Source organism: Pseudomonas sp. Xaverov 259 (genome assembly GCF_019352915.1).
Taxonomy (GTDB): Bacteria; Pseudomonadota; Gammaproteobacteria; order Pseudomonadales; family Pseudomonadaceae; genus Aquipseudomonas.
The window spans coordinates 302822-324793 of sequence record NZ_JAAAFV010000042.1 but is presented as its reverse complement, the minus strand read 5'-3'; the positions used below and the strand labels follow the sequence as shown (position 1 = coordinate 324793).

Genomic DNA, 21972 nt, shown 5'->3' with positions numbered 1-21972 from the left:
CGTTTCAGTCCTCCACACGCTGCAAGCGCAACTTGCCTTCTGCGTCGCGCATAACTTGCAGCCGCTTATAGTCATTAATGCTGGCATGCGCCGTGACGATGGGCGTCAGGTGTGTTGCGGTGACGACCAGCACATCCGCGCCGGCCGCCTCCCCCGCGCGAATGCCCACCGCAGCGTCTTCGAACACCAGGCACTCTTGCACCGGCACACCCAGACGCTGGGCGCCCAGCACGTAGCAGGCAGGATCCGGCTTGCCGCTGGCAACGTCCTCGGCCGTCACCAGCACGGCTGGAGGTGAAATACCTGCCGCTGCCAGGCGACGTAACGCCAGCTCCCTGGGCGCAGATGTGACCAGTGCCCACTGATCGCCAGGCAGGCCATTCAAAAACTCGACGGCACCGGCAATCGCCACCACGCCCTCGACATCGTTGATTTCCGCTTCGGTAATCCACTGCGCTTCAACTTCGGGATCCACACCTGGCAGCGCCTGACGGGTAATAGTGTCAATGGCCCGTGCGCCATGAATAGTGGCGAGGAACGCCGCCACCTCCAGACCGTGGCGTTCAGCCCAGATGCTCCATACACGCTCGGCGGCGGCGATGGAGTTAAGCAGGGTGCCGTCCATATCGAACAGGAAGGCGCGGTAACGTTGGGCAAATACGGCTGGACCTCGGATGGACACTGCGTGGCTTCCTCATAGGCGGTAACAAATAATCGGCCCGATGCAATCTACGGGTCACCTCCTCGCTTGTAAACGCCAGTAGCACCTGGCGGACCTGGCGTTTGGATTACAGGTTTGTAATGAACCTGTAAGTCTTGTCAGCACCCTCGCTTCATACAGTGGCGTCGTCAGTCACCCACACCGGGTGGCACAACTTCCCACTGATGATGAAGGGCCGCACGATGAAACCTGCTAGCAAACTCTGCCTGATCGCCGCCAGCCTGTTGATGCTGGGTACCGGCACCGCCATGGCCGCCACTGTCGCGCCGGTCAAAGCCAACAACGTGGTGCTGGTGCACGGTTCCTGGGCTGACGGCTCGAGCTGGTCCGAGGTGATCACGCGCCTGCAGGCCGCCGGGCTGCATGTGACCGCCGTACAGAACCCACTGACTTCGGTGGCCGATGACGTCGCCGCCACCAACCGCGTGCTGGATCAACAGGACGGCCCTACCGTGCTGGTCGGCCACTCCTACGCCGGTACCGTGGTCAGCGACGCCGGGGCGAACCCCAAGGTCAGCTCACTGGTGTATGTGGCCGCCCGCGCACCGGACGCCAACGAAGACTTCGTCGCCCTGTCTGCCAAGTACCCAAGCACGCCGGTGCGCGCCGGTGTCGTCGAGCACGACGGTTACCTGACGCTGAACCAGGATGCCTTCCTCAAGTACTTCGCCGCTGACGTACCGCGCGCCAAAGCCCTGGAGCTGTTCGCCGTACAACAGCCGATCGCCAAGACCCTGTTCAGCGGCCGCACGGTGAATGCCGCCTGGCACACCAAGCCGTCGTGGTACGCCGTGTCGAGCAATGACCAGACCATCAACCCGGACCTGGAGCGTTTTCTGGCCAAGCGCATGAACGCCACCACCATCGAACTGCCTTCGAGCCACTTGTCGCTAGTGTCCCACGCCAAGGAAATCACCGACCTGATCCTTGAAGCGTCCGGCCGCCAGCCGTAAGCCACGCATTACAAACTTGTCATCATCCTGTTGGTTGGCTGTTTGGGGTGCCTGGTTACTGTGAACTCACTGCCAACCCCGGCAGCCAACCCTTAAAGAGAGCTACTGCCATGAAACTGTTTATCCTGGGCTTTGCCGCTTTGCTTGCCACCGGTTCTGCGTTCGCTGCCGACACCGCTCCCGACACTAACGTAATCCACGACAAAACCGGCTTCTTCGTGCACCTGGACGTGGCCAAAGTACTGTCGAGCACCGACACCTACGGCCAATGTGGGATCGTCCCGGCGCAACTCAAATACCTCGACTCTCAGGACCGCGAACATGTGCTGGACTACCAGGTGCAAGGCATTGGTTGCGCCAGTGACAATTGATCCGGCTACACTTGCGCAACGCAACGAACCAGGGCACTTCCCATGAACATCCTCGTAGTCGAAGACGAACCCAAGGCCGGCAATTACCTGCTCAATGGCCTGCAGGAACTGGGCTATTCGGTGAGCCTCGCCCGCGACGGCGTAGACGGCTTGCACCAGGCGCTGGAAACGCCGTTCGACGTGATCGTGCTGGATGTGATGATGCCGAAAATGGACGGCTGGGAGGTGCTGCGCCGCCTGCGCAAAGAGGCGGATACGCCGGTACTGTTTCTCACCGCCCGCGATGACATTGCCGACCGCATCAAGGGCCTGGAACTGGGCGCCGACGATTACCTGATCAAGCCCTTCTCCTTCGCCGAGCTGGTCGCACGCTTGCGCACCCTGACGCGTCGCGGCCCGAGTCGCGAAGAAGAGCAACTGCAAATTGCCGACCTGCAGATCGACGTGCTCAAACGTCGCGTCACCCGCGCAGGCACGCGCATTACCTTGACCAACAAGGAGTTCGCCCTGCTGCACCTGTTCGCCACGCACCAGGACCAAGTGCTGTCACGCTCGATGATTGCCTCGCGGGTCTGGGACATGAACTTTGACAGCGACACCAATGTGGTCGACGTCGCCGTGCGGCGCCTGCGCCTGAAAATCGACGACCCGTTCCAGCTCAAGTTGATCCACAGCGTGCGGGGCATCGGCTACCGCTTCGACACCCAGCCATGAACCGTCGCCGCCATTATTCGCTGACCCTGCGCCTGGCGTTGATATTCGCCCTGCTCGCCTTCGCCCTGCTCGCCACTCTGGGCGTTGCGTTGTACCGCGAGCTTGAGCGTGAACTGATCAAGCGTGACGACGCCGCGCTGATCTATCGCGCCGACCAGTTGCGCAACCTGCTCAACGACAGCAACACCCTGGACCTGATCAAGACCAAGCCGGAGCTGTTCCAGAACATGCTGGGCAACAGCGAGTCGGTGCTGAGCATCGCGGCGCCGGGGCAAACGCCGTTGCTGCTGGTTAACCCGGGCAACATTGCTATGCCGAATGTGCCGCCTGTGCCCACCAACCGCGAACTGGGCTTTGCCGACGTGCACCATTTACCCGGCGTCAATGGCGTGCCATTCGCCACCGTGGCCGCGTCCATCGACTCGGGCGACCTGGGCAGCCTGCAAGTCACCACCGGGCGCCTGATGACCGAGCGCACGGCGATGCTCGCCAGCTATCGTTTGAGCGTGTTTATCCTCGCCAGCATCGCCGCAGTCATCCTCGCCATCGTCAGCTACCTGCTGGTACACCGTGGGCTGGTGCCACTGCGACGCCTGGCCGTGCATACCCAAGGTATCGGCGTGGGCAACCTGGCCGAACGCCTCGACAGCCACGGCGCGCCCAAAGAGCTGCTGCCGATGATCGACGCCTTCAACACCATGCTTGAACGGTTGGCCAAGGGCTTTGTACAACTGGGCCAGGTATCCACCGACATGGCCCACGAACTGCGCACGCCGATCAACAACTTGCTGGGAGAAACCCAGGTCGCCCTGCAACAGAGCCGAAATGTGGAGAGCTACCAGCAATTGCTGGCCTCCAATGTGGAAGAACTCGAACGCCTGGCGCGAATGCTCGACAACATGCTGTTCCTCGCCCGTACCGACCCGTCCAGCGCATTGCGCCAACGCCAGGAACTGAGTGCAGCGGATGAAGTGGAACGCATAGCGGACTACTTCGAAGGGTTGGCGAGCGATGTGGATATTCACATTCTGGCCGAGGGCGAAGGCCTGATCTGGGCCGAACCGATGCTGTTGCGCCGCGCCTTGGCAAATTTATGTGCAAACGCCATCAAGTACGGCGCACCGAGCTCGCAGTTGCTGATTCAAGCCATTCCAGAGGCCGAGGGTATCAACCTGCGCGTCAGCAACCACGGGCAGACCATCCCCGCCGAGCATTTGCCGCGCCTGTTCGAGCGTTTTTACCGGGTGGATGAATCGCGGGAACGCTCGGCCCAGTCCAACGGGCTGGGGCTGTCGATTGTGGCAACCATCATGCAGCTGCACAACGGTCGCTACAGTGTCAGCAGTGAGGCCGGAGTGACCTGCTTTGAGTTGTTTTTCCCCAGGCGCGAAGCCTGAACACCGCGAGCCGGGTCAACTGACCTGGCCACCGGCCTGCACCACATCCACCTGGGTGTTCCATGCCACCTGCACCGCCAGGCGCAAGCCTTCAACGGTCGTCACCAACGGCATCGATGCCAGCCCAGTCCCCACCACCTGCTCCGGCAGGTTCGGTACATGGATGAACCCACTGCGAACGTCCGTACCGGCCAGCGCGTGCTGTAACAGGTAAAACACCTGGTTACACACAAAGGTGCCCGCCGTCTGAGAAACCGCCGCAGGCACCCCGGCCTCGCGCAGCGCCTTGACCATGGCCTTGATCGGCAATGTGCTGAAGTACGCCACTGGCCCGTCGACCACGACCGGCGTATCGATAGGTTGCTCGCCCAGGTTGTCAGGGATGCGCGCGTCGTTAACGTTGATGGCCACTCGCTCCATGGAAATGCTGCTGCGCCCCGGCCCGAGCCCCGTAGCGATGACCATCGCCGGGCGCAATTGCGTGATCCACTCAGCCAGGCGCTCCCCCACCAAGGCAAATGCACAGGGCAGTCGGCGCGCAACAATCTGCACATCCTCACCCAGTAGCACCCCATCCAACTGGCGTACAGCCTCCCAGGACGGGTTGACCGGGTCTTGATCAAAGGGCTCGAAGCCCGTCAACAATAACGTTTGCATCCTCGCCTCACATCAACAGATAAAGCAGCACAATATTGACCACCAGCATCATCAGAGCCGTGGGCAGTTGCGCCTTGATAACCGCGTTCTTGTCCGGCAACTCCAGCAAGGCCGCCGGGACGATATTGAAGTTGGCCGCCATCGGCGTCATCAACGTGCCGCAATAGCCGGAGAACATGCCGATCGCCGCCATCACCGCCGGGTTGCCGCCGTAGATGCCCACCAGCACCGGCACGCCGACACCACCGGTCATCACCGGGAACGCCGCAAAGCCATTGCCCATGATCACGGTGAACAGCGCCATGCCCAATACATACACCATCACCGCGACCAGCTTGTAGTCCAGGTTGATGTAGGTAGTGGTGACATGGGCAACCGCAGTGCCGACCCCGGCTTCATTGAACAGCAAGCCGAGCATGGCGAGCATTTGCGGGAGCACCATGGCCCATCCCAAGGCTTCGGTCAGTCGTCGGGACTCGCGCAGGGCTTGCACCGGTGTGTCGCGGGTCAACCAGCAGGCCAGGCCGAGGGCGATCAGGCAGCCGATGCCGAGAGAGACGAAGGTGGTGTTTTTTGGGTCCAGCAGCGGCACGCCAGCGATTTCGGTGTGTTTGAGCAGTACCGAGCCAATCACGGTGGTCAGGGGAATCGCCAACGCAGGGATAAACAGTTTGTGACCCAGGCGGCCAGCACTGGCACGGGCAGACTTGTCATGCAACTGGGCATGCACGCCACGACCTACGCCGCCCAACCCTGCGATCAACGCCATCACCACTACACCAACGCCGATAACCACCGGCGGCAAACGCTCCCCGACCAGGAACGGAATGGCAAACAGCAACCAGAATAAGGCGCTGGACCAGCGCTTGGGATGGGTACGATCCAGCAGAATCATGCCGGCGGTAATCAACAGCAGAATTCCGGCCAGCCAGTACAGGTACTCAATCGAGATAATCATTGCGCAGACTCCACCGGCGTGGCGACGGGCGTCATCTCGCGGGTAAGCCTTCGGTCGAACCGGTGCAGGCGAATCGCATGGATAATAAACGCACAGATCGCCGTGGGGATGCCCCACACCGCAATGTGCAAGGGCTCCACATCGATCCCGGAGCCCAGCAGGAAGGTGTGCATCAGCGCAATCGCACCAAAGGCGACAAAAATATCTTCACCGAAAAACAGCCCGACGTTATCGGTCGCCGCACACATGGCCAGCACCTTGTGGCGCAGTTTGTCCGGCAGCTTACCGTAGCGTTTTTCCGCGGCACCTTCGGCCATCGGCGCCAACAACGGGCGCACCATCTGCGGATGCCCGCCCAGGCTGGTGAGGCCCATGGCTGCGGTGGACTCGCGCACGAACAGGTAGATGATCAACAAGCGCCCGACAGTGGCGCGCTCAAAGCGGGCGATCCAGTTCTGTGCATGCAGGCGCAGGCCATGGCGCTCCAGCAGGCCGATAACGGCCAGGGGCAGCAACAGGATCAATTGCAGGGCGCGGGTCTGAAGGAAACCTTCGCCCATGCTGGCGAGGATCTTTTCCAGCGGGAAGTGGGCGGCAAGCCCGGTGGCGATAGCGGCGGCGGTCACCACCAGCAACGGATTGAAGCGCAAGACAAAGCCAACCACGATGACAAGTACGCCGATCAACGGCCATAGGTTCACAACAGTTTGCATGACGATGAAGTCCTAGAATGCGCGCTGCGGCGCCATGACGGCAGGATGTGAACAAAGGGTTCACAGCATGAAAGTGGCGTGCAGCCCGACGTGGTTTTTATTGTTGACCTGGAAGGTCGAGCGTCAGTGGCGGCAACTGTGCTGCTTGGGGGCGGGAGGTGTCCAACAAGAAAAATTGTTGCTGCAGACCAATAAATTTTGTCGGTGATGGGCGCCGGATGACACGGCGCCCTGCGGGCGTTTAACTCAAGCGTTTGTGGAAAAAATGCCGCTGATGGCCCGGTGGGAAATCGGCAATGTGGCCAAATTCAGTAAAGCCCTGCTTGCGATAAAACCCGGGCGCCTGGAAGCTGAAAGTGTCCAGCCAGATGCCCTCGCATCCGCGCTCACGGGCCAAGTCTTCAGCCGCGCGCATCAATCGCGTGCCCGTGCCTTGGGTGCGCATCTGCTCGGGAATGCTCAAGAGCTCGATGAACAACCATCCATAGGAAATCTCCCCGTAAAGACCACCCACTACCTCTTGGGAGGTAGGATCACGCAGCAAAATGCCGACTGTTTCAAACGCCATTTTGCCGGTGTGGCTGCGGTTGTAGGCCCTCAGCGGTTTGAGAATGGCCTCACGCTCCTGCGCCGTTACGTCGAACGATACTTCCATTGCCAATTCCATCACAGACTCCCTGGGTTGAATTCAATCGCCGTACAGTATGCCTTCAGCGCGGCAGACAGTCAGAGCTGCTTGAGCGTTTCCCGCTGCACTTCCTGCAAGCCAGCCTCAGTGATTTTTTTCCAATCGCTTTCAGTCACAGCCTGCATGCTTTCACTTTTTCGCGTCACCACGTTCAACGTGGTTTGGCCGGGAGCTTCAATACGCAGATGGGATTTGTTGGTGACGTCTACGGAGAAGAATCCTGGGCTAAACCAAGACCAGAACTCAACGATATGCACCTTTACAGGTGCCGCATCCGCAGTGCCCGGTTCGGTGACTACTTGGTAACCCGCCTGCCTGTAGGCAGCGGCGACCGACTCATTCACCAACTGGGAAACGGTACGACCGGACGGTAGCAATACATCACCCAGCCCTTTGCCAAAGCCATTTCTCTTGCGCGCAATGGCACGTTCAGTGATCGACTTATCGGCCACTTCGTCGTTTTTCAACGAAGGGATATCGGCGCTACGGGGGGAAATTTCAAAGACGCGTTCATCAACAGTACTGATCAGCACCTTCTTGCCATTACTGGTTGCGACGGGCTGGGTAGCAGCCAATGAAGCAACATTGATATCTAATTCCGAGCGGCTTGTGGCGCATCCTGCCAAAACCATTAATGCTGCAATCCCCAACACTGTGCGAACGCTCATAGCTACTACTCCATATCGCCGTCATTGGCACGACCGGGACCGGTCGATGGCGAGTGTACCTAGAAGATGGCACTTCAGCATTACTCGCAAAATGCTCAAAGCAGACGATTTGCGCGTGTGCCCGCAGCATTTAGTTGGGGCGTTCAATGTCATACGTTTCAAGGTTGCCAGGGCTGCTTCGCAGCCCAACGCAGGGCAAGCCTGCTCGCCACAGTTACAGCCCGCAATGGTAGGGATAACTGCACTCAGCCGCATAGGAGCGGCTTGACCGTGGGGAATCCGATTCCGGGCCTATACTCATTGAAGTGCTGCGCGGTCCTGCGCAGCGCTCAGCGCAGTATTGCCGATGGAGACAGCCGCTATGTACGCCGGACAAACGAGTATGGCGACAACAAATGGTGAGATACGGTGCCAGATGTTTGCACAGATTATCTGCCTGTTATCGGTGGCTACGCTTTTCTGCTAAACCACTTCTGAGCGCAGTAAACCGCAAAGCGGTATGGGCAGGTATTGCCAAAATTCCAGCCAAAAAAAGAGCCCACCTTCCGGTGAGCCCTTCAACACTCAAGGTTTTGCACGTGCCAGAGGTGTAAAAATCAGGCCAGTTGGGCCAGGTCTTTCACATCAAAAGGCTTCAAGTCGGCCGAGTTGCCCGATTGGATTTTCTTGACCCATTGCGCGTCACTCAGCAGTGCCCGGCCAACAGCGATCAAGTCGAACTCCTCTTTCTCCAATCGCTGCACCAAATTGTCGATCGCTGCCGGTTGGGAGCTTTCGCCGCTGAAGGCGCCGAGGAAGTCGCCGGACAAGCCCACAGAGCCGACACTGATCGTCGCAGCGCCCGTCAGCTTTTTGGCCCAGCCAGCAAAATTCAGCCCCTGCTCGCCGTCCAGTTCCGGGAACTCGGCTTCCCAGAAGCGCCGTTGAGAGCAATGCAAAACGTCCACGCCGGCTTCCACCAGTGGCACCAGCCAATCGGACATACTTTCAGGCGTTGTCGCCAAACGGGCGCTGTAATCCTGTTGCTTCCACTGACTCAGGCGCAGAATCACCGGGAAATCCGGGCCTACGGCCAGGCGTATGGCCTTGACCACTTCCGCTGCAAACCGTGAGCGCTCCTTGATGGTTGCACCATTAAAACGGTCGGCGCGCTCATTAGTACCCGGCCAGAAAAACTGGTCCAGCAGGTATCCGTGGGCCCCATGTATTTCCACCGTATCAAAACCCAGTCGCTTGGAATCAGCGGCGGCCTTGGCGAATGCCGCGATGGTGTCGGCAATCGCCTCATCATTCATGGCTTGCCCCAGGGGTTTCTGCGGGCCGGCAAGCCCGGACGGGCTCTCAAACCCACCGGCGGGTGCCCAGTCTTCCTGGAAACTGGGCGCAGCTCCTACGTGCCAAATCTGTGGCCCCATTTTGCCACCGGCACTGTGAACGCCATCGATTACTGCCTTCCAGCCTGCAAGTGATTCATCGCCATGGAAAAACGGGATCCCCGACATATTGCGCGCGCCAGGACGATCCACGACGGTGCCCTCAGACAGAATCAACCCGACCTGGTTTTCTGCACGCTTGCGGTAATAGGCGGCGATTTGTTCGTCAGGTACACCGCCTTTGGCGAAAGCGCGCGTCATAGGGGCCATTACAATTCGATTCTTCAGGGTCAAAGACTTGATCGTGAACGGCTGAAACAGCGAGTCGAGATTCGTAGAACTCATGAAAAGATGCTCCGAGCAAAAGGAGATCACATGGTATAAGTTGTATACCTAATATCAATAAGGCACTTAAAAGTGCTCAGGTTTACGCGAGGAAACTACATGCAGGAACAAGGTCTTCAGGCGTTGGAGCAAAACAAGAGCCCTCCCGACGTCTACGCCGCTGATTGCTCAAGCCGGATATTGCTCGACCAGATCGCGGACAAGTGGTCCGTATTGATACTGGCAACGCTGTGTAAAAGCCCGCTGCGGTTCAATGAAATCCGGCGTCGACTCGATGGCATTACGCAAAAAGCGCTCACGCAAAGCCTGCGTCGCCTGGAGCGCAATGGCATTTTGTCGCGCCGCGTCATCCCCTCTTCTCAAGTCGCCGTCGAGTACAGCGTTACCGACCTGGGGCATACGTTGGAAGAGCCATTTCGCGCGCTATACAGGTGGACGGTCCAACATTCTGACGCTGTCATAAACGCCCAGGCGGCATTCGATAAGCTTGCACAAGAGCAGCAGCAGGAGGGATAAAAGCACAACGACGGCGGCGGGAGTGTTGGAAAGGGCGTTTTACAAATCGCAGACAACAAAAAAGGGCCCACCTTTCGGTGAGCCCTTCCAGACCGCCCAGCAGAGCGGATTTTGTTTGGTAGGCGCGATTGGACTCGAACCAACGACCCCCACCATGTCAAGGTCTGCTAGGAGCAAGCTCCCAGCCCTGCTGCTCTTGGATTTCACAGAACGCCCATTCACATTATGAGGCGTCAACAATGGCCAATATTCGCTTACTTCCGTCCGGCAACTGGAATGCTCAGGTACGGGTTAAAGGCAAATCTCCCCAGTCGAAAACCTTCAGCACCAAGGCCGAAGCAGAGTCATGGGCGAAACAAATCGAAGCCGTGACATTGGATCGCAAGCACCACACCATCTATACACTCGGGATGATTTACTGCGAAACGATGCTCAAGGGTAAAGGCAGCTACAACCACGCCCTAAAGATCGTTGAGCACCTAGGCAGGCATTTCACCCAGCCTATTCATGAAATCACGCCGCAGATGATCAATGACTTCAAGATCATGCGATTGAAGAAGGTCAAGCCGTCCACGTGCAGAACGCAGCTTGCATTCATGTCACGCTTCTATCGATTCGCCAAACGCGGCCTACTGATCGACATTCACAACCCTGTGAGTGATATCGCACTCCCTAAGCCTGATCGGTCCTCAGACAAGGTAATTAGTGCAAGCGAGCTTGAGCGGTTGCTAGCGAAGCTGTCACCCATCATGAAACCGATTGTCGAACTGGCATATGAGACTGCCATGCGGCGATCCGAAATCCTGAAGCTAACCAAAGACTGCCTGCACCTCAAAGAGCGCATTGCCGATGTGATCGATGGGAAGAACGGCACACGATCAGTTCCCCTCACCCACCGAGCGGTTGAGATTCTTGAACTCGCCCAACTGTGGGCCACCGTGGAGCGCCACCCACATGGCATGATCTTCACTGTCACTCCCCACGCCGTATCTCAGGCTGTGCGTCTGGCACGCGTAAAGGCTGGACTTGATAGCAGCGTCAGGCTTCACCAGCTCAGGCACACCAGAATCACCAATGTGGCGAAGAAAGGATTCAACAACGCACAGATCATGATCGTCTCGGGCCACAGGGATACTCGATCCGTCGCACGATACTCGCACTTGAACGTCAGGGACGTACTGCACCTCATCGACTGATGAACCGAATGGACTGCCAACCTTCACAAACTTAGGGTTGGCGGCTCTAGAAACTTATCCAATACCTCCGAAAACCACGTCAAAACCTGCACTAGATTCGCCTGCTCCCGAAGGAGCACCTCCGTTCTTACCAGTATTTGCTGGCCGACATGGCTGTCTGGACTAAGCAGTAGGCGTTCTCTTTCACTGAATACCGGTTTTGTTTGATTGAAACCATTGAGAATGTATAGGGATGGGAACTCTTAAGGACAGCTGCTTGTTTCAGAATTTTCACACAGCGCCAACTAAGGCATTGACACGAAGTCGTGCTTCGTGTATAATGCGCAAATTAACCCAAACATGCCGAATACATCACGCACTCATGCAGTGCCAGATGATCGGTATTTTTGCGTCTGAAAATTGGCTGATCACCACCGACGATCAATGCAAACCATGAGAAATGCCATGAAATATATGCAAAAAAACCACGAGGTTCCGATATCAAATAGCTGAATTCAATACTACTTTGTAGAAAGAATACTGCCGATGATGCCGACCAATGTGTCGGTATTTTTTTTGCCAAAAATTCAATATACGGGGGTATAAATGAACATCGATTCGACCTAACTCGACTGCACTTTATTGGCAATTACTTGCCAGTTGTTACGTCAAAAAAATACAGGCACAACCTGATAGAGGTAAACGCCAACCCAAAACACTGCAAGGAGAAATAAAAAATGTCGAACTACATCATCATAGACAAAGCGTCAAACCTGATCGTAAGGATTATTAGCTCAAGTGTCAAACTGAGTGATACTTCCAAGTATCGAGCCATACGAGTTTCTGAAGCCATTCTGGCTAAGTACGAAAAGCGGGCCAGGCTGCGATCCCGAAACGGCACACTGGTAGATGCCGGGGAGTTAGCGAGCGTGAGCCCTGCGTTCTTTGAACTATTACAGGTTCGCAGCTAACGCCACTGTTTACTGATGCAAATCCATGTAAAAAAGTCTACCCCTATCTACCCTATGGACTGGATGTTTTTACATGGATTTCAGTCAGTAAACACAGGGGTGTAATTGCCGAAATCAGGTAAAGCACACCCTTAACAAAATATTGAGTTAACAAACCGGCAACCGAGAGGAACGCCTATCGAAATGCACTACAGGAGGATTAAGCATGACCAATATCGCCCAGAATAACGTGATTCACACCGATGTAACCACCCCAGACATTCGCTCCACACTTTCCAAATACCGCACAGCCACCAGTGACAGCTTTGTTTTCGACAAGGTTACGGGCGAACTGCTGGCCAGCTACACCTACTCCGATTACGACTCAGAACCATTTGATTACACCGCGAGGCTCGGCCAACAAGAAGTCGTGTACGTAAAGGATGAAGATGGTAGTCCTATCCCAATCTTTATCCCTGTCGCGAGTAGCGGACACACCGCAACCCCCCCTAGCCTGCTCCGCCCAAGTGATCACCCCCGCCCCCAGGTAGGGTCTGGCTCAGGTGAGAAAGCACCGGTTCTTCAAAATCCGTTGTATGCAGCAATCTGGGCCGCCAAGATTGAAGAGATTCCCACGCCATGGCTGGACGACTGCATTCATGGAGCAATCAATACCGGACCCGGTGTAATCAATGGCAAATACAGCGTGGGTTCTGCTGATGTTTTGAAACTGCTCCAGCTGCCGGAAATTTCTGTAATCAGTGCTTCGACATTCCTACTAAATCATGATCATCAACCTATGAGCGTGAGGCAGATTCAGCGGGTCGTTGAAGCAGCAAGAGTAGCAATAAGGGGTATCGCGCTGCATTTGGAGCGCCATCCTGAAATACTCAACCAACTTGAGGTTGAGATTGATTTCGATCAGTTTTGGGTTGGCAAAGCACTCAAGGAAAAGCGGCGGGGTCGAAAGGAGCACCCTAAACGACAAGAGGTGTTACATCGTCTGATGCAAGGAGAGGAAATAAAAGCGATTGCACGACAGACAGGCGTTTCAAAAACCACAATCAAGAAATGGAAATTGGAGTTGGAGTTGCTAGTCGCATGAAACGATCATACTCACCCCCGACTGAAGGACTGTCGAGGGGGGGGGTCAGTAACTTTGACCAACGACAGATATATAAGAGAGCGAAGCGAACGGTGGCTTTGCACTGGCAGACGGAACGTCTCGACGATAGCACAGTCGGAGGGGCCAAATACGTAGCAAAGTTGAAATAGTTCAGGGGCTATTAATGAACGAAGTGAAGCCCCAAGAAAGAAGCTTACTATTTTTGAACTACGTTCAAGGCTTTGCACGATCAAGGCGCCCCCTTCAACACATCTTATATAGAGGCGGATTCATGAATGAATCGAATCCGCCAGTCACTTCCTGGCAAGATATTCTCCGGCTACGCCGTGCATGATTTTGACTTCAATGCGACGCATTGTCTGTGCTAACTCTTAGGTCAGCATTGCTACCACTTGATCGTCTACGCGTTCAATATCAGGTGATGTACCCACTACTACTTCAACAAAAAGAATGCAGCAATGGTGACTGCGATTACGATAGCCACGAATATCTGATCGCTACGCGATTTGCTAGCAGCATCATCTGATTTTACTCGCTGATAAGTCTCTACATCGCTCAGACCTTGCAACTTGTAATCCATGATCTGGCTGATCTGCCTATCGATTTTGCGGTTATGACTGTCGTTGCTCCGCATCGTGATACCCCAGACCAAGAGCCACAGCCCAAGTGTAGGGATACACAACAGCAGGTGCAGGATGTGATTGGTGGTCTTCTTCTGGGTAGTCAGTACGAAAATTTGCTCGTTCATGATCCATCCTTGCAGGAGTGCTATTCAAGATTCGCTTTCGTGCGAACAACTACCGGAGGTAGAAGTAAAGGAATACGACTACGAGAACGATGAAAATCACTCGCCCTTGAAACACATCAGAGTTCAATTGGTCATTCTTGATCTGTTTGTAAGTATCAGTATCACTCAAGCCTCGCGTCTTGTTGTGCATGATCTGATTGATTTGCATGTCCAGTTTTTTGTTGTGGCTGTCATTGCTCCGCATGGTGATCCCCCACACGATCAACCATAGACCTCCAGTCAGGACGGTCATGATCACGTGCAAGATGTGGTTCGTGTTTTTCTTCTGGGTCGTGAGTACAAAAAGTTTTTCGTTCATGGGTCATCCTAGGTCAATTGGAAAATGGTGCGAGACGACCGCCTGTTTCATGCCGCGATCACAGGCAGCGACACCGATATTCACAGTATATTGTGAAGACCCGCCAAGGCTCAACCACGAGAGTGCCCCTTCACTAGCGTGGAGTAATTGCATTGGAGATCGGGTTGGCCTTTGGGCGTGTACTAAGACAGAAAAGGCAGGAAGCGGGTTTGACCCAAGAACAGTTAGCACTGGAAGCAGATGTGCAACGAAATTACGTAAGCCTGATTGAAAGAGGCGTCAATCAGCCTACGATTGCGGTCCTATTCAAGCTCGCCAGCGCATTGAAGTGCAGCCCGTCTACGCTGATCCTCCGGGTAGAGGAAGAATTGGGTTAATGAAGGGCGACCAGTGATGTCGAATCTCAGTCATTCAGCGACCTAGCGGCCCCTTTCAACATCCCCAGCGGAAAAGAGCAGGCTGAGGCTGGGTAGGCGCCAGCCTTAATGGGCCGTCAAAGATCTTGATCGAACGTCTTTCAAATCACTTTTGCTGCACCGGGTACACCAAGAGCTGCCAAGCAATTTTTGCCGTGGTGTGGTGCTGGCGGTGATTTTGAGGTGGCAACGTGTGCCCACCTGCAATCGCAATCTCATCTCCGCATCCAGTGCATTTGTAGATCCCTGGATGAGGTGCTGCTGTTCCGGGAGTGTGAACAAGATCAAATGCCTGGTCTTCGGTACGGATCAGCGAGGAACCATTCTTGTAAATCGCCATAAGACTTCCTATCTAAGTGAGCTACTGCGGAGTGGTTCAATAAATGTAGCCCTTTGGCATCATCATGCAACCCTCCCACCTCAAGGACGACAACCATGCCAGATAACTCAGAATCCAACGTAGCCACAGCGGACGTTTTTACGTCCCTCCTTCACAACCAGCACGCGCTTGCAGCAGCGATTGAAGAAGTGGCGCTGTGGGCTAAAGCCAGCGGCTCAAGTGAAACCCATGAGCACGCCATCGCTGCAATGGAGACTCTCGATGCGAACGCATCAGCCATCACCGCTGGTGATTCTCAAGCTCCGGCAGTAATCGCTATCAGAGAAGTAGACGTAACTGGTAGTTCGATAGCCACTCGCCTATCACTATCAAATATCTATTGCAGATAGACATAAGATTCAATTATCATTTATCTATCCAATCTAAGATCAAAGGATAGTCCACCTTGAATGCCCACCTCTACCTTCGTGCATCAACGAAAGACCAAGACGCCAACCGTGCAAAAGTCGCCCTGGAGTTGTTCGCTGTCGAAAAGGGTTTGAGTACCGTTGGCGTGTATGCGGAGAACATCAGTGGGACCAAGCTCAACCGTCCTGAGTTGCTTTCCTTGCTCGATACGGCCGAGAGTGGAGACGTGCTATTGGTTGAGTCTGTAGACCGCCTGAGTCGCCTCTCACAGACTGACTGGGACACGCTCAAGGCTACTATCAGGGCCAAGGGATTGCGTCTGGTTGTAGCTGATCTGCCTACCAGTCACATGCTGGTTGAAGCCAAAGGAATCACCGGGCAAATCATGGACGTGATCAACAACATGCTGATCGATCTGATGGCAACCATGGCACGACTGGATCAAGAGAAACGTGTGGAACGCATCAAGCAAGGACTGGAGAACAAGCGTGCCGCTAATCCTGAGTGGAAGCCAACAGGTAAAGGCAGGAACGCTGCCAAGTGGGCTGAGGTACAGGCGCTGATGCGGAAGCATCCAACAATGTCTGCTGATCAAATTGCCAAGCTGGCTGACTGTGGCGTTGCCACCGTTTACCGGATCAAGCGAGAAACGGAAGTCGCATGAATGGACCAGCTTGAAGGGCGGACTAATTCAGCCGCATGTATGATAGAAGCACTTCGATTTAACTTTTGAGTGAATCCAGAATTGCATGAGACCGTTAGTGCTATGACCGGACAACCACACCAAGCGTCAACAGGCGGGATTTCCGCAGAGTTCGGCTATTACCCGATACATTGCGACATGGAAACGAATCAGTTTTCCATTCTGACTCTTTCAGGGCATGAAGCGAAAGTAGCCGCAATCATCGGAGACGTAAACGTCATCAAGGACTGGCTCTATCCGGGAGCACAACAGCAACGGGACATAATGAGCGGACATATCCGGTCACTGCCCTATAGTGCTCGCATCTTCGGACTACCCAAGACCCATGTCCTGACACTGCACAGGAGCGAGAGTAAAGACGATATCGATTTCGTCGTCTGGTGCCTGTCCTTCTTCACTGGCATGCGCCTAACGACAACAGAGGCAGGCTTTCTTGACGCAACCCCTATCAAACCAGGGAAGCTCGTTGACTTCTCCCTTCGCCGCTGCACCGTAACCGACGCTATCCAATTGGCACTCAATTTCCTAGAATTGGAGCGTGGCGATCCGTCGGCACTCAAGAGGGTTACTGCGGTCATCCACGCATTGTTCTTGGCACAATATCCCCAGAATCTTCCCGTTGAGCAGTTTCAGTATCTCTACATGGCATTAGATGCCTGTTTCAGACTGGTGGCAGTCAAGGAAGGACCGAAATTCAATCAGCCTCATGCCGGGCGAATCCAGTGGATGTGTGAAAAATTCGACATCCCCGTACCCAAATGGGCAGAGAGCACCATAGCTGATCCCTCATCCCTATCAATCGTTCGTAACAATACCATCCACGAAGCTATATTTTTTGATGAGCCACTTGGATTTTCGATTTACGGCGGTAACAAGCCTGATGTGAATCCCTGCAACGTTCCGCTGCAAATGCAGGCATTAGTTTGTCGGCTTCTGGTTGCCATTCTTGGAAGGGCAGATGTCAGCTATGTCAAATCCGCAGTCAATACCCGAATGATACATAGCCTTGAGTTAAATGCTTGAGTCACCGCTCATGGCAGCGAGTTCACACCTAGGCTGTACGTCGCCTAATGCTCGCCCTCAACGTCTCGATCTGACACTGTAGGAGCCTCAAAGCCAACTGACTTATTTTGAGATTTGTCGAGTTTCCATTTGGCCCTCTCGCACTTGGCTTAGCACCTCGGGTAAAACCAACAGACTTATTTTCGTACCGGAGAACCAAATCACTATTGAAGTGCCCCCCGCAATTTTGGCGGGGAATTGAGTTTTCGCGTAGAAAACGCCTCTACTTGTTTCTGTCCTAAGTGTCAGGTCGTGATCTCGAAGGTGATTCCTGTCTGACGGCGGGCGGGGTTTTGCCTACACTCAAGTGGCAAGCCGATAGCCGCCGACCCCTAGTGTTTGCTCGCTGATTCGTGTATCTGTGATCTTTTGAACAAGGACGATTTTGAAATGAGTATCGAAGATAATATCTACTCAATAGTGTGGGGTGATCTTGAAGCGGAGGGTGATTTCCCTGTCCAACGTCCTCTCCTGTCTCACTACACTTCTGTCGCAGTGTTGGAAGGGATGATGGCTAATGATGAGATTTGGTTCTCTCATCCACTCTACATGAATGATCTAGAAGAGCTTCGCTTCGGCATGATTGAAGGTGCTAACGCTTTCAGAAACAGTGCTGAGCTGAAAGCCGCGTTTACAGATGATCAGCTATACGACAACTTGATAGCTCATTTCAATAATCTGTTCGTAGAGTTCGATCTAAATCACGTATTTGACACTTATATTATGTGTTTGGCGAAGCATGATCCTGAAGATCGAGATGGGCTACTTTCAATGTGGCGTGGGTATGGTGCAGGTGGAAGTGGTGTAGCTATCGTTTTCGATACATCTAAAATTAGTGCCACCAACGAATCACCCTTTATCATAGGTGCAGTTCGGTACGAGACAACTGCAAAACGGTTGGAATGGATAGCTGCGAAAATCAAGGGAATAGCAGAGGTGGTGACTGGTGCAACGCCCACTGACCGAGACTTGTATTGTATCGCATATCATTGGATCGAACGACTCAAAGTCTTTTCACTCTTTACCAAGCACCAAGGTTTTCATGAAGAGCAAGAGTGGCGGATTGTTTACATGAATGAGCGAGACAATGAAGGCAAGCTCAAAGACATGCTGGGGTATGCAATCACTCCGAGGGGAGTTGAGCCAAAGTTAAAATTCAAGGTGAAGCCTCTTGAGGGTTTGTTTGGAGAACACCTCTCCCTAGAAGGCATCATTGACAGGATCATTCTTGGCCCAACCACCTCTACAGTCATAGCCGCAAACTCTGTTAAGCGACTCCTACAACAAAAGGGGAAACCGGCTCTGGCTGATAAGATCGTGCCTTCCACAATACCATTTAGGCTGTAACAGCCAGTTTCGGAGGATGTGATGATGCCTGAGATTTTCACATGGAAAAACTGCATGGCTGATGTTTACAACTATCGCTATGGTGCAATCGCCAAAGAGTTCTTAACTCTCGTTGTAAACCCTTCGCTTGATGCTCTTGATGCTCAGGTAACAGAATGGAAGAAATCAGATGATCCTGTTGCCGGATTCTCGATTTCTGACCTCAGTGAGCTGATTTTCAAAACACGCATGGCATTCTGTCTTTCTATCCAGTCTCTCTGGGAACAACAGATACGAACCTACTTAGCAGGTTGCCAACAGGAGTTGGGCATAAATCCATTCCCTGTATCCAATCGCCGGGGTGCTAACTCTGTTCAGACTGTGTATTGGGGTGATGAATTGAACACGGTGTTTGCGAAGTTGCGGGGTATCGCCTTACCTTCATTTGCATCATTCGAGTCACTTGATCTTCTTATGTTGGTAGGCAATGTGTGTCGTCACGGTGATGGCATCTCTAGTGCAAGGCTCTGGGGTGTTTGCCCTGATCTTTGGCCTATACACCACAATTCTGATAACACGTTCTTACACTCGACATTGGCAGACCAAGCCCCACCAGTGCAATCAATGCAAATCCCAAGAGGGATGCTAGAAGACTTCGTGGATAACATTTGCCTTTTTTGGGAAGACACCAATTACATCTATGAAGAAAGCATCGAACAAAAACATCCATCCCTAGAAGCAAGGTTGGTTGTCAGGCGTGCGGAACGTTTAAAAAATATTCGCCATGGCGGGTTCACCACTTCAATAACGACTAAGAGTGACCATTGATATGGATATGTTACTTCCGCTGTATCGTCAATTCGATTCAGGGTTTGGTGCCGTCGCCAACTCTTTCAAAGCCTCGGCTGACGCCCTAGAAAAAACGCCAGAAGCCGGTGGTTTACATCCGCATCTTCCAACAAGCTACCTTTACCGTCACTCAATTGAGCTTTACCTAAAGTCGTGCATTATCATACTTCATAAAAGTCTTGACATCCCTTACGCCGACACTCCCAGTGGTGAAGCTGCGATTGTTGTTAAGCACAAATGCGAGCTGCTCACAAACATTCATGCCTTGATGCCGCTTTACCTTCACCTAAAGTTTCTCATAAAAACAAATTTGGATTTTCTCTCTAAGCTCAAGGACACCGATTGGGCATTATCTGCTGATCTTGACAAACGCGTACGAAAAATTGACGGCACAGATTCTTCAAGCACTTTCTTCAGATATCCGGTCACGAAAGACAAGCCAAAGGATCAAAGTAAATCCACTGTACAGCCAAAGAATTGGAGCACAATGGTTGAGGATATGCACAGCGGGTCAAAGCCGGTGAAAGCTTTTCTTCTTGTAGATGAAGAGTACAACGTCATTGAGTCATTCAATCATGATGCTGAGAAAGCGAATGCACTCATCAAACTTCTATCAAAAACGGCGATGGATTTCTGTGGTCTACAGATGATGATTGTATGGAAACTTGTTGAGCGTCGATAACGCAATCACCCTGACTCATGGTTGAAGCTTGACAGCTTATTCGATTGGTCACACCTTTGATGGCAAACATCGCTAAGATAGTGCCATCTGCGTCTTTGAGTTCGGTAGCCTGCAAACAATCGACTACTGTCTTTATAGACTTGCCTACCGTTACAGGCCTTTCAGGAAAGCAGGCTTTAAACTCGCTCGGAGGTGGCTATTCAAACTCTACAATGTTTTCAGCACTCACTTAACGAGTCCTAAGCACATCCCTTCAGCGACACTTTGGCCACCCTAGACTTCGTAGCCAGTAAACTTCAATCTAGTAGATTTTCTTGAAAGTCTTACCGAAGTCCATCGAACAGATGCCGGGCCGTCAAAGGAACTCGGTCTATTTGACCAGCCTCAAGCACCCTCACTATAGAATGCTCCTCATTACCCTCAACCAGACCGTAGAATAGGTAATAACGATCTCTTTCGAAGGTCTGCCATCCACGGGACTCAAAAATATCCAATTCGCAGTGACCACTAAGCTCATGTTCCGGGGATTTGAAGTTGAAAAAAACTCTCCCGTATGACCCCTTCACAATAGATGTAGGCTTACCGAAAAACAGGAAGCTCTTCCCCAAGTAAGGCTTTATATTCCGCTGAGCCTTTTCAATAGAAACAATGAGATCATGTAAACGAACCGCATCCTCTTGACCAAATTGAACAGAAATATTTAGATTTACTTGAGCCAGTTGCACCAATCGTTTAACGGTCTTGAAGCGCCCCGGATTTAGAAGATTTCCGTCTGCATCGAAGAAGTTCTCGAACCCTCCTTTACCATTTACTGAGGAGCCGTTCTGAGCCTCTTTCCTTGTTGGTTTGGGATAATCATCATCGTCCTCTTCCGGCTCGTCACTGTCCGCCAAGCTCTTCCAACCAGCGAATGTAACAAGGTTGATGGCCCTTCTCTGCTTAGCATCTCCGTCCTCGCCCCCTCCAGCTCCTCCTTTCTTCCGATGCGGGCATTCGACCATATCGAAGCCTGGCAGGTGGAAGTAGAAGGCAGCGACCCCATCTTTTCTCTTGGGGGTCTTACGAGGTCGCCTGCTGCACATGACGCCACAGTCCGGGCAGTAGACTCGGCCATGATGCTCATCATCTACGTAAAGCTCAGGAGGAAGCCTTAGCGAATCAGTGAGATCCGTCGGAGCTACAGATTCAGGTTGCGGCTCGAGCGGATGATAAGCAACGTGAGGGATAGATATCTTAGACATACATTCCTTTGCATAACGGGGATTAGGCAAGCAAAGCTGATCACCAGCTCATCACTACGTGCTTAATTTCAAGCAACACAGAGATAAACAGCAACAATGCAATTGCAGCCATCTTGGCAGCGGGACTCTCCAACGACGCCACGAGCCATATAATAGCTTATTGCCATATTAAATTTGGCAAGTCAAATTCGTTGCGTAAACGAAAGACGCTGGAGCTTAGGCGGGAAACGATCAGAAGGCAGGGTCCAGCAAACAGTGCACCATTCAGGTGTACCTAAATGCTGTCACACTTCGAGAATTTTCTGATAAACACTTTATGAATCAAGTAGATATAGTTAGTAGACACACCACCAACCACACGGCACTACTCACCAATACTGCTGCGGCTAGCCACCATCACATGACATTCTCACCAAGACCTCTCGCCCCCCCTTCCCCTCCTGCGAAATATAGAAGGATCACAGCTCAGAACAGGTCTTGTAGGCGTTCACATTGCTCGGTGTGAACGAAGCCT

24 protein-coding genes and 1 pseudogene are annotated in these 21972 nt (G+C 53.4%); 14 read left to right on the top strand and 11 right to left on the bottom strand.

The features are described from left to right. Positions 1 to 4: 4 nt before the first annotated feature. Positions 5 to 682 carry an HAD-IA family hydrolase gene (locus K0H48_RS19955; RefSeq protein WP_219268819.1) on the bottom strand — a complete coding sequence of 226 codons (678 nt, stop codon included), beginning with the start codon at positions 680 to 682 and terminating at the stop codon, positions 5 to 7. A 221-nt stretch (positions 683 to 903) separates the two neighbouring features. Here K0H48_RS19955 and K0H48_RS19950 point away from each other — a divergent pair, with 221 nt between their 5' ends. The 4 genes from K0H48_RS19950 to K0H48_RS19935 all read left to right on the top strand — a co-directional run bounded on the left by K0H48_RS19950 (position 904) and on the right by K0H48_RS19935 (position 4156). Continuing rightward, positions 904 to 1674, top strand: a complete 771-nt coding sequence (locus K0H48_RS19950) for an alpha/beta fold hydrolase (RefSeq protein ID WP_219268818.1) — start codon at positions 904 to 906, stop codon at positions 1672 to 1674. Positions 1675 to 1784: 110 nt separating this feature from the next. Next, on the top strand, positions 1785 to 2045 hold the full coding sequence (locus K0H48_RS19945; protein ID WP_138814691.1) for a DUF2790 domain-containing protein: 261 nt from the start codon (positions 1785 to 1787) through the stop codon (positions 2043 to 2045). Positions 2046 to 2087: 42 nt separating this feature from the next. Beyond that, the gene (locus K0H48_RS19940; protein ID WP_016970977.1) at positions 2088 to 2759 is read left to right on the top strand and encodes a heavy metal response regulator transcription factor; all 672 of its coding nucleotides are present in this window, start codon (positions 2088 to 2090) and stop codon (positions 2757 to 2759) included. Further along, entirely contained in the window at positions 2756 to 4156 is a 1401-nt protein-coding gene (locus K0H48_RS19935; protein ID WP_219268817.1) for a heavy metal sensor histidine kinase, read from the top strand. The genes K0H48_RS19940 and K0H48_RS19935 overlap by 4 nt, the downstream gene beginning before the upstream one ends. Positions 4157 to 4171: 15 nt before the next feature. Here the strand turns inward: K0H48_RS19935 and pcp are convergent, their stop codons facing one another. The 6 genes from pcp to K0H48_RS19905 form a co-directional block, all read right to left on the bottom strand. Next, entirely contained in the window at positions 4172 to 4813 is a 642-nt protein-coding gene (gene pcp / locus K0H48_RS19930) for a pyroglutamyl-peptidase I (protein WP_219268816.1), read from the bottom strand. A gap of 7 nt (positions 4814 to 4820) precedes the next feature. After that, positions 4821 to 5771, bottom strand: coding sequence for a DUF979 domain-containing protein (locus K0H48_RS19925; protein ID WP_219268815.1), 951 nt, complete (start codon positions 5769 to 5771; stop codon positions 4821 to 4823). Beyond that, on the bottom strand, positions 5768 to 6484 hold the full coding sequence (locus K0H48_RS19920; protein WP_017138754.1) for a DUF969 domain-containing protein: 717 nt from the start codon (positions 6482 to 6484) through the stop codon (positions 5768 to 5770). Before K0H48_RS19920 ends, K0H48_RS19925 begins: the two co-directional genes overlap by 4 nt. 241 nt (positions 6485 to 6725) lie before the next feature. Then, on the bottom strand, positions 6726 to 7151 hold the full coding sequence (locus tag K0H48_RS19915; RefSeq protein WP_219268814.1) for an N-acetyltransferase: 426 nt from the start codon (positions 7149 to 7151) through the stop codon (positions 6726 to 6728). A gap of 59 nt (positions 7152 to 7210) precedes the next feature. Next, a complete protein-coding gene (locus K0H48_RS19910) occupies positions 7211 to 7840 on the bottom strand; it encodes a flagellar biosynthesis protein (protein WP_219268813.1) in 630 nt (209 codons plus the stop codon). Positions 7841 to 8436: 596 nt separating this feature from the next. After that, positions 8437 to 9558, bottom strand: a complete 1122-nt coding sequence (locus K0H48_RS19905) for an NADH:flavin oxidoreductase (RefSeq protein WP_219268812.1) — start codon at positions 9556 to 9558, stop codon at positions 8437 to 8439. A gap of 99 nt (positions 9559 to 9657) precedes the next feature. Between K0H48_RS19905 and K0H48_RS19900 the strand changes: the two genes are divergently transcribed. The 3 genes from K0H48_RS19900 (at position 9658) to K0H48_RS19890 (ending at position 13304) form a co-directional block, all read left to right on the top strand. Beyond that, complete coding sequence (locus tag K0H48_RS19900; protein WP_219268811.1) at positions 9658 to 10074, top strand: helix-turn-helix domain-containing protein; 417 nt, start codon at positions 9658 to 9660, stop codon at positions 10072 to 10074. A gap of 239 nt (positions 10075 to 10313) precedes the next feature. Then, on the top strand, positions 10314 to 11270 hold the full coding sequence (locus tag K0H48_RS19895; protein WP_219268810.1) for a site-specific integrase: 957 nt from the start codon (positions 10314 to 10316) through the stop codon (positions 11268 to 11270). Between the two features lie 1155 nt (positions 11271 to 12425). Further along, on the top strand, positions 12426 to 13304 hold the full coding sequence (locus K0H48_RS19890) for a helix-turn-helix domain-containing protein (RefSeq protein ID WP_219268809.1): 879 nt from the start codon (positions 12426 to 12428) through the stop codon (positions 13302 to 13304). 454 nt (positions 13305 to 13758) lie between these two features. On the opposite strand, the gene K0H48_RS19885 is transcribed toward K0H48_RS19890, so the two are convergent. Continuing rightward, positions 13759 to 14073, bottom strand: coding sequence for a hypothetical protein (locus tag K0H48_RS19885; RefSeq protein WP_219268808.1), 315 nt, complete (start codon positions 14071 to 14073; stop codon positions 13759 to 13761). 49 nt (positions 14074 to 14122) lie between these two features. Next, the gene (locus tag K0H48_RS19880) at positions 14123 to 14431 is read right to left on the bottom strand and encodes a hypothetical protein (RefSeq protein ID WP_219268807.1); all 309 of its coding nucleotides are present in this window, start codon (positions 14429 to 14431) and stop codon (positions 14123 to 14125) included. Positions 14432 to 14583: 152 nt separating this feature from the next. Here K0H48_RS19880 and K0H48_RS19875 point away from each other — a divergent pair, with 152 nt between their 5' ends. Continuing rightward, positions 14584 to 14808, top strand: a complete 225-nt coding sequence (locus K0H48_RS19875; RefSeq protein WP_307877382.1) for a helix-turn-helix transcriptional regulator — start codon at positions 14584 to 14586, stop codon at positions 14806 to 14808. Between the two features lie 145 nt (positions 14809 to 14953). Here K0H48_RS19875 and K0H48_RS19870 read toward each other — a convergent pair whose 3' ends face one another. Continuing rightward, entirely contained in the window at positions 14954 to 15187 is a 234-nt protein-coding gene (locus K0H48_RS19870; protein ID WP_080627531.1) for a hypothetical protein, read from the bottom strand. A gap of 95 nt (positions 15188 to 15282) precedes the next feature. Between K0H48_RS19870 and K0H48_RS19865 the strand changes: the two are divergent. From K0H48_RS19865 to K0H48_RS19840, 6 genes and pseudogenes are all read left to right on the top strand, one after another. Next, positions 15283 to 15471 (top strand): annotated as a pseudogene (locus K0H48_RS19865) (hypothetical protein); the annotation flags it as partial. Positions 15472 to 15632: 161 nt separating this feature from the next. Then, entirely contained in the window at positions 15633 to 16259 is a 627-nt protein-coding gene (locus tag K0H48_RS19860) for a recombinase family protein (RefSeq protein ID WP_219268806.1), read from the top strand. A 102-nt stretch (positions 16260 to 16361) separates the two neighbouring features. Further along, positions 16362 to 17321, top strand: a complete 960-nt coding sequence (locus K0H48_RS19855; protein WP_219268805.1) for a hypothetical protein — start codon at positions 16362 to 16364, stop codon at positions 17319 to 17321. 429 nt (positions 17322 to 17750) lie between these two features. Further along, positions 17751 to 18707, top strand: a complete 957-nt coding sequence (locus K0H48_RS19850) for a DUF2971 domain-containing protein (RefSeq protein ID WP_219268804.1) — start codon at positions 17751 to 17753, stop codon at positions 18705 to 18707. A 24-nt stretch (positions 18708 to 18731) separates the two neighbouring features. After that, on the top strand, positions 18732 to 19514 hold the full coding sequence (locus K0H48_RS19845; protein WP_219268803.1) for a hypothetical protein: 783 nt from the start codon (positions 18732 to 18734) through the stop codon (positions 19512 to 19514). Next, positions 19504 to 20217 (top strand): hypothetical protein, encoded by a 714-nt coding sequence (locus tag K0H48_RS19840; protein WP_219268802.1) that lies wholly within the window; start codon positions 19504 to 19506, stop codon positions 20215 to 20217. The genes K0H48_RS19845 and K0H48_RS19840 overlap by 11 nt, the downstream gene beginning before the upstream one ends. A gap of 323 nt (positions 20218 to 20540) precedes the next feature. Here K0H48_RS19840 and K0H48_RS19835 read toward each other — a convergent pair whose 3' ends face one another. Then, positions 20541 to 21458, bottom strand: coding sequence for a hypothetical protein (locus K0H48_RS19835; RefSeq protein ID WP_257627041.1), 918 nt, complete (start codon positions 21456 to 21458; stop codon positions 20541 to 20543). Positions 21459 to 21972 lie beyond the last annotated feature (514 nt).

Excerpts from the sequence above, each read along its gene's own strand:
- K0H48_RS19900 (WP_219268811.1), top strand. The coding sequence starts at position 9,658 with ATGCAGGAACAAGGTCTTCAGGCGTTGGAGCAAAACAAGAGCCCTCCC.
- K0H48_RS19895 (WP_219268810.1), top strand. The coding sequence starts at position 10,314 with ATGGCCAATATTCGCTTACTTCCGTCCGGCAACTGGAATGCTCAGGTA.
- K0H48_RS19850 (WP_219268804.1), top strand. The coding sequence starts at position 17,751 with ATGAGTATCGAAGATAATATCTACTCAATAGTGTGGGGTGATCTTGAA.
- K0H48_RS19910 (WP_219268813.1), bottom strand. The coding sequence starts at position 7,840 with ATGAGCGTTCGCACAGTGTTGGGGATTGCAGCATTAATGGTTTTGGCA.
- K0H48_RS19905 (WP_219268812.1), bottom strand. The coding sequence starts at position 9,558 with ATGAGTTCTACGAATCTCGACTCGCTGTTTCAGCCGTTCACGATCAAG.
- K0H48_RS19870 (WP_080627531.1), bottom strand. The coding sequence starts at position 15,187 with ATGGCGATTTACAAGAATGGTTCCTCGCTGATCCGTACCGAAGACCAG.
- K0H48_RS19880 (WP_219268807.1), bottom strand. The coding sequence starts at position 14,431 with ATGAACGAAAAACTTTTTGTACTCACGACCCAGAAGAAAAACACGAAC.
- K0H48_RS19890 (WP_219268809.1), top strand. The coding sequence starts at position 12,426 with ATGACCAATATCGCCCAGAATAACGTGATTCACACCGATGTAACCACC.
- K0H48_RS19925 (WP_219268815.1), bottom strand. The coding sequence starts at position 5,771 with ATGATTATCTCGATTGAGTACCTGTACTGGCTGGCCGGAATTCTGCTG.
- K0H48_RS19855 (WP_219268805.1), top strand. The coding sequence starts at position 16,362 with ATGACCGGACAACCACACCAAGCGTCAACAGGCGGGATTTCCGCAGAG.
- K0H48_RS19940 (WP_016970977.1), top strand. The coding sequence starts at position 2,088 with ATGAACATCCTCGTAGTCGAAGACGAACCCAAGGCCGGCAATTACCTG.
- K0H48_RS19845 (WP_219268803.1), top strand. The coding sequence starts at position 18,732 with ATGCCTGAGATTTTCACATGGAAAAACTGCATGGCTGATGTTTACAAC.
- K0H48_RS19885 (WP_219268808.1), bottom strand. The coding sequence starts at position 14,073 with ATGAACGAGCAAATTTTCGTACTGACTACCCAGAAGAAGACCACCAAT.
- K0H48_RS19920 (WP_017138754.1), bottom strand. The coding sequence starts at position 6,484 with ATGCAAACTGTTGTGAACCTATGGCCGTTGATCGGCGTACTTGTCATC.
- K0H48_RS19950 (WP_219268818.1), top strand. The coding sequence starts at position 904 with ATGAAACCTGCTAGCAAACTCTGCCTGATCGCCGCCAGCCTGTTGATG.
- K0H48_RS19915 (WP_219268814.1), bottom strand. The coding sequence starts at position 7,151 with ATGGAATTGGCAATGGAAGTATCGTTCGACGTAACGGCGCAGGAGCGT.
- K0H48_RS19835 (WP_257627041.1), bottom strand. The coding sequence starts at position 21,458 with ATGTCTAAGATATCTATCCCTCACGTTGCTTATCATCCGCTCGAGCCG.
- pcp (WP_219268816.1), bottom strand. The coding sequence starts at position 4,813 with ATGCAAACGTTATTGTTGACGGGCTTCGAGCCCTTTGATCAAGACCCG.
- K0H48_RS19945 (WP_138814691.1), top strand. The coding sequence starts at position 1,785 with ATGAAACTGTTTATCCTGGGCTTTGCCGCTTTGCTTGCCACCGGTTCT.
- K0H48_RS19935 (WP_219268817.1), top strand. The coding sequence starts at position 2,756 with ATGAACCGTCGCCGCCATTATTCGCTGACCCTGCGCCTGGCGTTGATA.